A 13,170-nucleotide genomic window follows, 5' to 3' on the forward strand; every position below is an offset into this window, starting at 1 on the left:
AAGTCATGGGCAAGATAAAACTGACGGTAAATAGCATTACCCTTTGCATTTTGCTGTCTGCATGTACAAGTACTGATGACAGAGCGTTGAGCGAATCGGTATCGTCGTCAACGGGTAACAATGTTGTGTGGCAGTCTCAAGGACGGCAACAAGAATCAACACAAACCTTGCAGCTGAATTCGGACACGACGTTAACCGATGTCATTGATATCAAAGAGTTACCCCACTTAGCTGGTTACATTGATGAAGCCCTGTCTTCTAATGCTAGTCTGCAGCAGTCGTTAATAACGCTTAGAAAAGCACAAGTAGCCATTGATAGTGCAAAAGCGGATAGGAACCTTAATGTTGACGCGAGCTTCTCTGCGTCAAAAAGTGAAACCACCAATAGCAGTGCATCTACCAGCTCAAATACCAACTCCAGTACGAGCTCTAATTCGAGCAGTCCGAGCTATAGTGCGAGCATGAATGTCAGTTGGGAGCTGGACCTATGGCAAAAAATCAGCGATGGAATAAGTGCAGCAAACTTAGATGCAGCAAGTGCCAGAGCCAGCTATCAGTCTGCCAGAGATTCTCTGGTCGCTAACGTAGTAAGAAGCTATATCGACGTACTCACTCAGCAGCAATTACTGAATATTGAGCAGTCTCGGTTAACGGTACTAGAAAATAACGAAGCCGTTATTTTAAAGCGCTATAGCACCGGGCTAGGAAGCCTAGACGATTTAGATACTGCGCGTACAAGCAGTGCAAATACTCGCGCTACTATTGCCCAATATGAAAATGCACTTTTAACAGCAAAGCGCACGTTGGCCGTACTCTTAGGCAGACAAAACCAATCGCTAAACGAGCTCAACACTCAAGTTAGTTTTCCCGACGTGTTATTGCCGCTAACAACTTTGCCGAAACAGGATCTGGCACGTAGACCCGATCTTCAGGCGGCCTTTTATGCGTTAAAAGCAACAGAGTTTGAAGTCGATGTGGCGTACAAAGCCCTGTTGCCAAGCATTAGCTTGTCTGCATCCCTTTCTGATAATGCCTCTACACCTTCACAAGCTTTGTTTACTAACCCTTTGTGGAGTTTGCTTGGACAGATGACCGCGCCACTGTTTCAGGGGGGCGCTCTAAGGGCGCAAGTTGAAGATGCAAAGCTAACCTCAGCCAATGCCTGGTGGCAGTATCGCGAAACGTTATTAACGGCGGTACAGGAAACCCAAAATGCGCTGGATAGCGAGACTGCGTTGAGTGCTCGAATTAGCCACATCAACGTGGCGCTAGCAAATGCAGAGCGCAGCGTCTCTACCATTGAAGGTCAATATCGACAGGGCCTTGCTGACATCTTGGACTTACTTTCCGTATATGACACGCGCTTTAACTTACAAGCTCAGGCAGTTGAGCTGCACGCCCAGAAATTACAAAACCGAATTGACTTAGGCCTAGCCCTTGGCCTTGGAGTGTCACAATGAGAAACAAACGAATTATTGTAACCTTACTCGCCGCTGCAAGTATTGCGCTAGCGGTTATGTATACCATGATGAATATGGGTGCCCAACATCCCGGCGCAAAACCGCAGACCGAATCAAAGCCAACGTCTCCAGCAATTTCCGCGAATGCTGAGCAACCACAAAATGCCGCTCAGGCAAAGAAAACTGCAGGTGGTGAAAGGCCAGCAGCATTACCTGCTGCCGATAGCGGTGTGAACAGGTTTAACAAGGCAAGCGACACGTCATCAGTGAATACCACTAATCGCAGCCCAAAGGGAGAACAAAGCGGCAATACTCAGCTGGCTCAAGTAGGCGTTATTGATGTAACCGCTGACAGCTATAACGCTAAGGTGAGGGGGTATGGTCAGGTTGTTCCGCAAGATAGTTTGAGCTTAGTCGCACAGGTTAGTGGTCAAGTTACTGATATATCTTCGTCTTTTAAAACTGGTGCCCTAGTGGCAAATAACACGGTATTGGCACGTATTGATGACACCAACTATCAACAGGCGTTAGCAAGTGCAAATGCTACCTATCAAGCGGCTGTGGTAAGTCTGGAAGAAGAGCGATTACAAGGTATTCAAGCGAAAGATGAATGGACACGTTCAGGGCTTGATGGTGAACCTTTATCGGCATTAGTACTGCGTGAGCCACAGCTAAAGGCGGCTCAGGCCACTTTGGATGAAGCCGAGCAAAGTGTAAATTCAGCCAAGCGAGATTTGGCGTTTACCTCGTTACGTGCACCTTTTAATGCATTGGTGGTCAGCCGTGACATTGCGCTAGGGAGCTATGTTCAAACTGGAAGTGCGGTCGCCACACTCTATTCTGCAGATATTGCCGAAGTGGCTATTGGCCTTTCACCTAGCCAATGGGCTCAACTACCTTCTGGTGATGAAACGCAGTTGTCTGGTGATGCCTCCCTTAACTGGCCGGTAACGCTTACCGATACCACTACGGGAAATACCTGGGTTGCCAATATCGTTCGCGCTGAATGGCATCAAAGTGATACAACGCGTCAGCGTAACGCCATAGCGGTTATTGAAAAGCCGTTAGCATACTCAACGCCTCTTTTATTCGGCAGCTTTGTGCAGGCAGATATTGAAGGAAGAGCTCTCGACAATGTCTGGAAACTGCCGGCTTCTGCTATCTCGCAAAAGCAAGAAGTATGGTTAGTAATGCCATCTACCGGGCAGTTGGCAAAGTTCACGCCTTCGGTTCTGTTTGAAAGCGAAGGTTATGCCTACATCACCCCACCAAAAACCAGTGATGTTACGGGCGATATTGTGAGTAATGTTGCGGGTAAAACCTCGGGTAACGCTAGCGGCAACAGCATGTCAGAACAGGTTGGCGAAATACGCCAAGCGCTGGTGGTTGCGCGCCCTTTAAACAGCTATCTGGTGAATACCAAAGTATTACCTGTAGTGGAAGGACAAACAGGAGGGCAAGCCGATGACAAATAATCGAAACGGCGCGCCGTTTGATGGTGGCGAGAGTCCGAATGGTAATAGGAATGGTGGGAATAACTCCCGGGGAATTATCGCTTGGTTTGCGCAGAACTCAGTAGCGGCCAATTTGCTCATGGTCAGCCTTATTGTGCTTGGCTTGGTTTCCATGAACGATATCCGCAAAGAGGCATTTCCAAGTATGGAGCCACGCTTTGTTACCATTTCAATGACATACGATAGTGGTGACCCTAAACAAGCAGAAGAAGGGATAGCTATCAAAATTGAAACCGCTCTGGAAGCAATTCCGGGGATTAAGCGAATTACCTCTACCTCGAACGCCAGCGGCGCAAGTGTGCAGGTAGAAAAAGAAACCGAATACGATTTAGACACGCTTTTCAACGACATCAAAACCGAAGTAGATAGTATTTCTAACTTCCCGTCGGATGCTGAAAACCCTGTTATCAGCAAAGCACGCCGACAAGAACACGCTATTTGGGTGCAGCTTTATGGTGACGTCGACCACGCTTCGCTTCAATACTTGGGTGAGCAATTAGAGCGAGATTTACTGGCAACAGATGACATTCGCGAAGTCAGCGCAGGCAGCTTTGTCGACCCTATGATGTCTATTGAAATAGACGAAGGTAAGCTTCAAGCCTACGGATTAACGCTGTCAGACGTGGCTGATGCCGTTAACCAGGAGTCGAATACCGCGCTTACAACCAGCTTGCGCAACAAAGAAAAAGTGATTCGTTTAAAAGCGTCTGAACAGTCTTACTGGGCGAAAGGTTTTGCCAACATCCCCCTCATTACCGATACCAATGGCGTCATACTCACCGTTGGCGATGTTGCTACAGTGCGCGATATGTTTGCCGACGACAGCTATCACTTGTCACGTTACAACGGTACCAATGGCTATGAAATTCAGGTGCTTATGGACGAATATGGTGACGTAACAAAAATGGTACAGCAGGCTCACGAAGTAGTGGACGCATGGCACGAAAAAGGCTTGCTACCTGAAGGCGTAGAGCTTGAAACCTGGTATGACAAAAGCACGCTTATTACCGAGCGATTGACGTTACTTACCAGTAATGCGCTTATGGGCATTGTGTTGGTATTTGTTACTCTTGCCGTGTTTCTAAATTTACGCGTGGCATTTTGGGTGGCGGCAGGCTTGCCCTTTATCTTCTTCGGTACCTTGTACTTCATGACCGACAGCTATACGGGAATGACGCTAAACGAAATGACCACATTCGGTTTTATCATGGCCCTTGGCATTGTGGTGGACGATGCCGTGGTGGTGGGGGAAAGCGTGTACGCCACGCGTAAACAGCATGGCGATACGCTTCAAAATACCATCTTAGGTACCCATAAAGTGGCGGTTCCCACACTGTTTGGTGTGCTAACCACAGTGGCCACTTTTTTCGCATTATCGAACGTATCGGGCGGCTTAGGTACGCTTTATTCTCAGTTCGGCACTATCGTTACCTTGTGTTTGTTGCTGTCGGTGGTGGAATCGAAGCTGATCTTACCTTCTCATTTAGCCCATCTGCCAACCAAGCAAAAAGCGCGGAGGGGATTAGGTAGCGTATGGAACAAAGTGCAGCAAAAAGCGGATGGTGGACTTCAGTGGTTTAACTATCGCGTGTATCAGCGCCTATTGAAAGTCACCGTAGCCTACCGTTATGCCGCTGTATTGTTGTTTATTGCCTTATTTGTCATGGTGGTTAGCCTACCGCTTACAGGTGCGGTAAGAGTAAGCTTCTTCCCCAGCATGCAGGGCGACACGGTTTCGGCCAATATGTCGCTTTACAGCGATGCCAGCTATGGACAGAACGAACGCAACTTAATGCTGCTAGAGAAAAATGCGCTAGAGGCAGACCGCCAATTAACCCAAGAAAATGGCGCAGATAAAAGTGGCATTAGCAGTTTGCAAGTGACGGCGAGTGGCGATCAAAGCGGCACAATCACCATTTCACTTGATGAAGACTCCTCTTATTCTCTTGATGAATTGTCGGCACGCTGGAATGCGTTAACTGGCAATTTAGAAGGCGTAAAAAGTCTAAAAATACGCTCACGCCGAGAGATGGTCGACGGGTTTAACGTTGAAATTAAAAGCATTAACGACGATACCCTGACGGCGGCTAACGATGCCTTTATTGAAGTACTTAACAATATCGATGGTGTATATGCAGTCGAGAGTTCGCTGACACCCGGCGAAGCCATGATGCGCTTAGAACATACCCAGGACGAGCGTTGGGGTTGAATACGCAAAGCCTATCGCAGCAACTGTTAAAAGCATTTGGTGGCGAAATTGTTCAGCGCTATTTGCGCGATAAAAACGAAGTAAAAGTGCGGGTGCGTTATCCTGAACAAGACAGAATGAATCCGTCTGATGTAATGAACACGCAAGTGCGTCTGGACGATGGCACCGTAGTACCGCTTTCTGTAGTGGCTAACGTTATTCAAGATGTGCAAGAAAAACAGGTGGTACGTATAGACGGCCTACGCGCCCTAACGGTTAGCGCGTCAGTGGATAGCGATGTTATTACCTCTACCGAACTGGTGAATTACTTAAACAACGAGTTTGTTCCTCAGCTATCGCGTCAATATCAGGACTTATCGCTTTATTTTGCCGGTGAGGCTGAGCAGCAAGCTGAAACGCAAAGCTCTATGCAGAGCGTGTTTATATTAGCCTTGTTGTCTATTTTTGCGTTGTTGGCGATTCCGCTTAAATCCTACGTACAGCCGCTTATTATTATGACCGCCATCCCCTTTGGTATAGTCGGAGCCATTATCGGCCACTGGTCGAATGGATTAATGATAAGTCTGCTCTCGCTGAACGGCATATTGGCGCTTAGCGGTGTGGTGGTTAACGACAGCTTGTTGTTGGTTTCACGATTCAACGCTTTGCGAGAAGAAGGTGTGCTGGTGGAAACGGCAGTTATTGAAGCTTGTACCAGTCGCTTGCGAGCTGTGTTGTTGACCTCAATTACCACCTTTGTAGGCTTATATCCCATATTGGGCGAAACGTCGGTACAAGCGCAGTTCTTAATTCCGGCAGCTGCGTCGCTGGGTTACGGTATATTGTTTGCCACCGTCATCACACTTTTATTAATACCCGCATTACTGTTAATTTATGACGATGTAAGCCGTCTAATGGCAAAGCATTTGGTTAAACCTTTAACGGAGAGTACGGCTAATGATCCGCGTGTTACTAGTGGAAGATGATATGGGCCTGGCGGGCAATATTATCGACTATTTAGAGCTTGAAGACATGGTATGTGACCACGCTGCAAACGGTGTAGCCGCGCTGTCTCTTATCCAAAAGCATCCGTTTGATGTTGTGGTGCTGGACATTAATTTACCGCGACTTGATGGCTTAAGCGTATGTGAGAGGGTGCGGGAAGACGGCAACGATACGCCTATTATTATGCTAACCGCCCGTGACCAGTTGGAAAACAAGCTAGAAGGGTTTCAAAAAGGCGCCGATGATTATTTAGTGAAGCCGTTTGACATGCCTGAACTGGTTGCTCGGGTTTTTGCACTGGCGCACAGGCGTTCATCACAAGTGAAAAAGCTGCGCTTTGGCAACGTAAGTCTAGCAATGGGAAGCGAAGTAGTAAGTGTTGAGAACGTGCCTATTAAGTTAAGCCCCACAGCATTTACGCTGCTAAAGGCATTGTTACAGCAACAAGGAAAAGTTATGCCACGGGAGCGTCTTCTCGATGCGGTTTGGGGAGAAGATGCGCCAGAGAGCAATGCGCTTAAAGTGCATCTTCATAATTTGCGTAAATCACTGGTGCAAGCAAATGCCAGCATTGAGGTAAAAGCAGTAGCCGGCACAGGCTTTTGTGTGACGTTAAAACCAGAACAGTCCAGTTCAGTGCAAAGTACAAGCGCGGAACCAAAAAGTACAAATAAAGGAAACGATCAGTGGTAAATGGCCTTCGCATCAGCTTAAGACGCTACGTCTTGTGGTCGCTATTAAGTTTGGCCGCCGTAGTTATCGTGCTCTTTTCAATACAAAGCAGCGATAGCTTTTTCGATGGTATGGACGGCATGCTGAGAAATACCATGATACGGGCGGCAGAAAGCGCAGAGCTTGATGACAACAAGCATGCTCAAATTCTCGATTTACATGTTTTTGCGAACTACGAGAGTTTGCCTGTCGAAGTGAAGCAGAGCTTTTCCAAAGAGAGCTTTATACCGTTTTCACTTATGAAAGATATCAACAAACCTGATTGGTTTTCCCGTCCTATTTCGGCTCACTTTGCCGTGTTAGTTCCGTTAGAAAATGGAGAATCGCGATACGTTACCCAAGTGTTTGTCGCGCCACCTTCTGACGGCAAAAAACACTTTAGAATAAACCATGTTATTTACAGCGCCATTGTGGGCGTAGTTGCACTGGTTTCGTTCTTTGTCGCCTTGCTTTTTCTTATGCGCAGCGTGTCTCGCCCCATAGAGTCATTGCAGAGGTGGGCGGCGTCTTTGGATGAACAAGAGCTCGATAAGCCTATCCCGGAGTTTCGTTATAAGGAACTTAACGCGCTAGCAGGGATGATACATGGCAGCTTGCAAAACGTGCGCAACACCCTAAATCGAGAACGGGAATTTGTTAACCATGCGAGTCACGAGCTTAGAACGCCGATTGCCGTCATTAGAAGTAGCGCGGCATTACTGCACAGAGTGATCGATAGTGAAAATACTAAAGGCAATAACGCGCTTGCGCGGGTGGATCATGCCTCAAAAACCATGGCAGATTTGACCGAAACTCTACTTTGGTTAGGAAGAAATGAAGAAGCAGCTTTACCCAAAGAAAAGGTTAATCTTAAAGCAATGATTGAGGCTCTAAGCCAAGATTTAATGTATTTGCTGTCGGGAAAAGACGTGAGTGTGCAGCTGCAATTGAGCGATTGTGAGTTAACGCTGGCGAAAACGGCGAGCGAAATTGTGATAGGAAATGTGATTCGAAACGCTTATCAGCACACGCAGCAAGGAAGAGTCACAATAAGTCTTTCTGATGCAACGCTCACCGTGCTCAACGAAGAGGACGGCCTTGAAGAAGAGGCGCTTAACGAAAAAGGCCAAGCGACTTTATCTGCGCCGACTATCAGTGAGTTAGATGGCGGATTTGGAATAGGGTTAAAACTCATTGATAAGCTTTGTGCGAAGCTTAAATGGGGTTATGCACATGAGAGGATAACAGCCCGAGGTTCACATGATGACCAAGGTGATGTTTCTCGTATGACAAGAGGGTATAGAGTGGTGCTTACGGTACGATAATAGGCGCATATAACTCATCAAAGTGTTTGCACTTTGTCACTTCTAATTCAATTTACCGAAACAAGCCCAATAAAAAACGCCGATGCTAACATCGGCGTTTTTTCGCTTTTTAGCGTCCAGCTATAAAACCTACACTACATCCACTCGCTACTTCTGCGTTTGCGCTTCGGAAGGTAAGTCAGCATTACGCCCAGTAATATACCCACACCGGCTACCATACCACCGCGTGTAAACCAGGTAACCAGCTCATCTTTATTCGCGCTATCTACTTTGGCGGTAAGACGAGTTATCTCAGAGGCTTGTTCCTCGCTAGTTGTTGTAAGCTTCGATACCTGCTGACGTGCATCGTTAAGTTGCTGGCGAAGTCTGGCGTTTTCAGACTGCGCTGTTTGCAGTGCGCTTTGGCTCTCAGCTAGCTTCTCACTTATGATTGGCAATTGCTCGGCTTGCGACATGGTATTGGACACAAAGCGGCTTTCAACCCAGCCTTCGCGACCTTCATTGTCGGTAATTTGCGTGAATTCAGCATCGTTATCGCGTGCAAGCACAGTAATAGGTGTGCCTGCTTCAATTGAACCTAGAATACGGTAGTTACGACCAGGTCCAGTATGCATAAAGATAAACAAGTCATCTCTTATGTAATGCGAAGAAGACGCTTCTAAATCAGCGGTATCTTGTAGCGAAAATGCTTGAAAAGAGCATGCAATAAGGGCTGCTGCTAACCACTTTCGAATCATATGAAGTCCAATTTTAGAATTTAAAACGTGAAGATGGTATTGGTTGACCGCGATAAAGGCAAGTTTGTTCCACTTTTGTCTAATTAAAGCATCTTGTTTCATGGCGCCAGCATTGCGAAAAGTAAGCGACAAAGGTAAGGTGTCAGCATCATAAGCTGTGCCTAGCGCAACCATGTCAGAAATAGAATTAAAATTTGTAACGGGTGACAACGCCCACCATGCGTTTAGTCAACGTGTACTTCCTCTTTTCGAAAAAAACAGTATTCAGGTTAACTCTCATCGTGAAATGCGCCTTGAGAACGACTATTACGATACAGATAAGCTCGATTTTCAAAACAATAAAATGGGCTTTCGTGTTCGAGGTAACAATGGTGAATACGAACAGACGCTAAAGACTAACGGCGTGGTCAGCGGTGGTCTGCACAAACGCATGGAATACAATGTGAGCCTTGATAATTCAAGGCCCGACCTCACGCTATTTGAAGCCAGCGCTTGGCCCCAAGATTGGGACGTGGCGGCAAAAAACACGCGTCTATCTAAACAGTTTAGCACTCACTTTACTCGCAATGCCTATGTGGTTAGTGTGGGTGAAAGTGTGGTTGAGATTGTGCTGGACTGTGGCGAAGCAAGTACAGAAAAAGCCAGTTCCCCAATCAACGAAATAGAGCTTGAATTGATGTCAGGTGATATCAACAGTTTGTTTACGTTGGCGGTGCTAATAAACGACAACATGCCGGTACGCCTTAGTGATGTATCAAAAGCGGCGCAGGGATATCAATTACTTCACGGCTTTAACGCTAAAGTTCGACACCTGCCAGATTTCCTTGCGCTTGAAGACACAACCACCACGGAAGAAGCATTTAGCCACGCGGTTCAAACTGCATTGGCGCATTGGCAGCACCACGAGCATGTGTTTTGCGAAAGTGGCTCAATAAAAATGCTGGCTGAAGTTGCTAAAAGCGTACGTTTGTTACTGCAAAGTGTATCGCTTTACTTGCCGGTTCTGCAGTGCCCTGAGCTACTAGCCCTGCATAAAAAGCTGGTCACCCATGCTCAAAAGTGGGGCTGGCAAGACGACTTACAAAGTTTGCGTTACTTGCTCTCTAAAAAGAGCATGTTTAACAAAACTCTCAGCAAACATCCTGCAGTAGTAAGCTATTTGCAAGGACGACAAACAGGTTTAATGCAGGCTCATGAGCCCGAAAAGCTGTTTTTCGACAACGATGCCACAGACATTAAGCTACACGCCATAAGTCTTATTCAGAATAAGCCGTGGCAAAAAGTCGCAACGGGTTTTGATCATCCCGTGCTTGATCATGCAAAAGGCTGGCTGTCGCAAGGTTGGCAAACTGTGCAGCAAAGCATGCCGCTAAACAAAACCATGGGGCCTGCCAATTACAGCGCTGTAGAAGTGATGCTTAGGCAGACATTATGGAGTGGATTTCTGCTCGGTGACTTGTTTGTAGAAGAGCGGGGTAATTTTCGCGCGCCGTGGTTAGATTTGCTCACTGGTATTGATGAGCTGAATGCGCTGCTTATGTTAAAGCAGTCAATAGACGACGCCGAAGTAGACTCCCATGACGAAGTGCGTAAATGGACAGCAGAGAAACTCAGCACGCTTATTCGAATTATGGAACGAACTCGCACAGTGGCTATGCAACGTGACGTTTACTGGTAATTGTTTTCTATGCATATGTGGTTACTGTAAACATGCACGGTAAAGGCAACTCGAATCTCAAGGATGGAGGGCGCTGATGACCTCAGCCATAAATGACTATTTCCTTTACGCACTGCTTGGCATTTATGCCATTGGCTTTGTGCGTCTGTTCGTTCAAAAAGTCAATTTACGCAGTGGACGCTGGCTAACGGCAGCGTTTTTGTGCTGGCCTGTATTTATGCTGGATGAGTGGCTTCGTATGGCAAATGCCACAGGACTGGCTAGTATTTACGGGTTATCAGAAGTATTTGCTGTTATCGCGATTACGTGTTGTTACCGCGCAATAAAACCCATGCTGTTAGCTTATCCTACGGCACGAAAGCGGTTGTGGTGGCCGGTAGTAGTGACCGGCGTTTTTCAGTGCGCCATTCTCCTGATACCCGTAGACGATAAGCAGCTATGGCTCTCCTCGTCACCTCATGGGCAGCCTCTGCTATTGTGGCCTGCCTATATTGCATCACTGTTAACGGGGTTTAGCGTGTTGCTCATAGGTATTCTTATTACCGAGCATATTCAAATGTACCATAGGCACTTACCAGAGCAGGCAGTGGATATAAAAAACCTGAAAATGCCTAGGCTTGCCGGAGTAATGGGGAGCTTGGTTGGCGTAGCGTTTATGAGTATTTTACTTGTGACGGCCGCAACATTCGGCTTCTTCCCTGTTCCTTTTTGGGAAGGGTTTCATCATCTGATGATTGGAACGGCAATTCTAGTTGTACTGTTTTCACTAACCTTTATACGACGGACGTCTCCATCGCCGCTCGATTACGAACGCTTAGATGAAGGCAAGGCAACGCCTTATGAAATTAGCAGTATTATTTCTAAAGCAGAACGCTACACCATAGAATCAAAGGCGTACAAGGTTCGCTTCCTTACCCTCAGTGAGTTTTGTAAAGGGGCAGATATCGACCCCACCTCGCGCATTGGCCTTGCAACTTACTGAAAAGAAAAACTTTAGACGTTTCATTTTCCACTACCGCTTAGAGTACGCAAAGAATGTTCTGCTGCGCAGCGACGCTAAACTTGAAGCCGTGGCAAAACGCATGGGGATAAATTCAGAAAAGTTCTTGAGTGAGTATTTGGTTAAACACCTAAACTCCACGCCGCTAAGATAACAAGAGTATTGTGCTAGACGTTGAGTTTGCGTTAGCCACCAAATGCATTTATCAATATTTGATGGGTGAAGGTTTTACGTAAATAAAAGCCGCGAGGGCGGGTTTTAATACGCTGACCTTCTGGCCCCAGCGCGTCGGTGAGCACTTTCCCGTTTGCCGCCTTAGGACGAATATGTAAGGCCTCGCCTTGACGAGAGGTGATCGACTCAACCTGTCCAGTCGCAATTTGCTCGACCAGTTCCTCCCAATCGTGTCTCAATACCGCATCTTCGTGTTCATTCGGTCGCCAGTAAAAGCCTGTTGCTACCCGCCTATGGGCCAGCGGAATAGCTCTGTCACCTTCAATAGGTAGCCACAATACCTGCTGTAGTTTGTTTCGCACGTTAGACGTTTCCCATGTAATGCCGGGCGCCATCAAAAGCGGGGCAAAACAGACGTAGGTGGTTTCTAAAGGCGAAAAATGGGCGTCGATGGGAATGGTTTTAAGTTCGATGCCAAGTTCAGGAAAGTCCTGTTGAGGCTTCGAACCTGCACTCGCGCCCAGCCACTTCTCTATCAGCATGCCTGGCCACCCCTTATGACGTTGTAAATTGGCCGGAATGGCTACATTTGCCATATCCGCAAGCTCTCCAAGCGTCAAGCCTGCTATCGCATGACAACGGGCTAAAAGGCTATCTGGAGATGACGGGGGAGACGCTGGTGGCTGCATAAATATGGCTAATTTCCTGTTTGAAAAGCGGGTACGAATATTAAGACTATGATTGGAGCATAGTTTGTGGAAGAATGAAAACATATAACAGTATAGTGTGCCCGGGAGTCTATGTGATAGATGCCGATGGATTCCGTGCGAATGTGGGCATAGTGATTTGCAACAAAATGGGTCAAGTATTTTGGGCAAGACGTTATGGTCAACATTCATGGCAGTTCCCTCAAGGCGGAATTGATGAAGGGGAATCTGCTGAACAAGCTATGTACCGCGAGCTTCACGAAGAAGTAGGGCTGACACCGAAAGATGTCACTATTTTAAGTGTTACCCGTAACTGGCTTAGATATAAGCTGCCGAAGCGATTAATTCGACAAGGCAGTAACCCTGTTTGTATAGGGCAAAAACAAAAATGGTTCTTGTTGCAGCTCGATTGTAACGAGCGAGACGTTAATGTACTTAAAACAGGTCATCCTGAATTCGATGACTGGAGGTGGGTAAGTTACTGGTATCCAATAAGAAACGTTGTATCGTTTAAGCGCGATGTATACAGACGAGTAATGAAAGAGTTCTCGCCTGTAGTTATGTCTGCGCAGCATCGGCCTCAACAGCGCCAAAACGCAGCGCCACATAAACGTGGCAAGAAACGCAGGCGTGGATAAGCGTATGCGAAGTTCAGGTACGCAAGACAGAGG

General features: G+C 46.9%; 9 protein-coding genes and 1 pseudogene. 8 read left to right on the plus strand and 2 right to left on the minus strand.

Annotated elements, in window-relative coordinates; genetic code table 11:
* The first annotated feature begins 5 nt into the window (after positions 1-5).
* The 5 genes and pseudogenes from MASE_RS02445 (at position 6) to MASE_RS02465 (ending at position 8,203) form a co-directional block, all read left to right on the plus strand.
* Positions 6-1,460 (plus strand): TolC family protein, encoded by a 1,455-nt coding sequence (locus MASE_RS02445; RefSeq protein WP_014948171.1) that lies wholly within the window; start codon positions 6-8, stop codon positions 1,458-1,460.
* A complete protein-coding gene (locus MASE_RS02450) occupies positions 1,457-2,935 on the plus strand; it encodes an efflux RND transporter periplasmic adaptor subunit (protein ID WP_014948172.1) in 1,479 nt (492 codons plus the stop codon). Before MASE_RS02445 ends, MASE_RS02450 begins: the two co-directional genes overlap by 4 nt.
* Positions 2,925-6,148: pseudogene (locus tag MASE_RS02455) on the plus strand (efflux RND transporter permease subunit). The gene MASE_RS02450 and the pseudogene MASE_RS02455 overlap by 11 nt, the downstream one beginning before the upstream one ends.
* On the plus strand, positions 6,120-6,860 hold the full coding sequence (locus tag MASE_RS02460; protein ID WP_014948173.1) for a response regulator transcription factor: 741 nt from the start codon (positions 6,120-6,122) through the stop codon (positions 6,858-6,860). Before MASE_RS02455 ends, MASE_RS02460 begins: the two are co-directional and overlap by 29 nt.
* Positions 6,854-8,203: a sensor histidine kinase gene (locus MASE_RS02465; RefSeq protein ID WP_014948174.1), complete on the plus strand. Its 1,350-nt coding sequence runs from the start codon at positions 6,854-6,856 to the stop codon at positions 8,201-8,203. Before MASE_RS02460 ends, MASE_RS02465 begins: the two co-directional genes overlap by 7 nt.
* 134 nt (positions 8,204-8,337) lie before the next feature.
* On the opposite strand, the gene MASE_RS02470 is transcribed toward MASE_RS02465, so the two are convergent.
* Complete coding sequence (locus MASE_RS02470; protein ID WP_014948175.1) at positions 8,338-9,150, minus strand: TIGR04211 family SH3 domain-containing protein; 813 nt, start codon at positions 9,148-9,150, stop codon at positions 8,338-8,340.
* Between MASE_RS02470 and MASE_RS02475 the strand changes: the two genes are divergently transcribed.
* Both MASE_RS02475 and MASE_RS02480 read left to right on the plus strand, forming a co-directional pair.
* On the plus strand, positions 9,113-10,618 hold the full coding sequence (locus MASE_RS02475; RefSeq protein WP_014948176.1) for a CYTH domain-containing protein: 1,506 nt from the start codon (positions 9,113-9,115) through the stop codon (positions 10,616-10,618). The genes MASE_RS02470 and MASE_RS02475 overlap by 38 nt on opposite strands.
* 76 nt (positions 10,619-10,694) lie before the next feature.
* Positions 10,695-11,600 (plus strand): hypothetical protein, encoded by a 906-nt coding sequence (locus MASE_RS02480; protein ID WP_014948177.1) that lies wholly within the window; start codon positions 10,695-10,697, stop codon positions 11,598-11,600.
* Positions 11,601-11,803: 203 nt separating this feature from the next.
* Here MASE_RS02480 and mutH read toward each other — a convergent pair whose 3' ends face one another.
* Positions 11,804-12,481, minus strand: a complete 678-nt coding sequence (gene mutH, locus MASE_RS02485; RefSeq protein ID WP_014948178.1) for a DNA mismatch repair endonuclease MutH — start codon at positions 12,479-12,481, stop codon at positions 11,804-11,806.
* 113 nt (positions 12,482-12,594) lie between these two features.
* Here mutH and rppH point away from each other — a divergent pair, with 113 nt between their 5' ends.
* On the plus strand, positions 12,595-13,137 hold the full coding sequence (rppH, locus tag MASE_RS02490) for an RNA pyrophosphohydrolase (RefSeq protein WP_014948179.1): 543 nt from the start codon (positions 12,595-12,597) through the stop codon (positions 13,135-13,137).
* Positions 13,138-13,170 lie beyond the last annotated feature (33 nt).

Source organism: Alteromonas macleodii ATCC 27126 (assembly GCF_000172635.2).
Classification (GTDB): Bacteria; Pseudomonadota; Gammaproteobacteria; order Enterobacterales; family Alteromonadaceae; genus Alteromonas; species Alteromonas macleodii.

What these genes read in the sequence shown, in the direction of transcription:
- MASE_RS02445 (WP_014948171.1), top strand. Translation starts at nt 6, where the DNA reads ATGGGCAAGATAAAACTGACGGTAAATAGCATTACCCTTTGCATTTTG.
- MASE_RS02450 (WP_014948172.1), top strand. Translation starts at nt 1,457, where the DNA reads ATGAGAAACAAACGAATTATTGTAACCTTACTCGCCGCTGCAAGTATT.
- MASE_RS02460 (WP_014948173.1), top strand. Translation starts at nt 6,120, where the DNA reads ATGATCCGCGTGTTACTAGTGGAAGATGATATGGGCCTGGCGGGCAAT.
- MASE_RS02475 (WP_014948176.1), top strand. Translation starts at nt 9,113, where the DNA reads ATGTCAGAAATAGAATTAAAATTTGTAACGGGTGACAACGCCCACCAT.
- MASE_RS02480 (WP_014948177.1), top strand. Translation starts at nt 10,695, where the DNA reads ATGACCTCAGCCATAAATGACTATTTCCTTTACGCACTGCTTGGCATT.
- mutH (WP_014948178.1), bottom strand. Translation starts at nt 12,481, where the DNA reads ATGCAGCCACCAGCGTCTCCCCCGTCATCTCCAGATAGCCTTTTAGCC.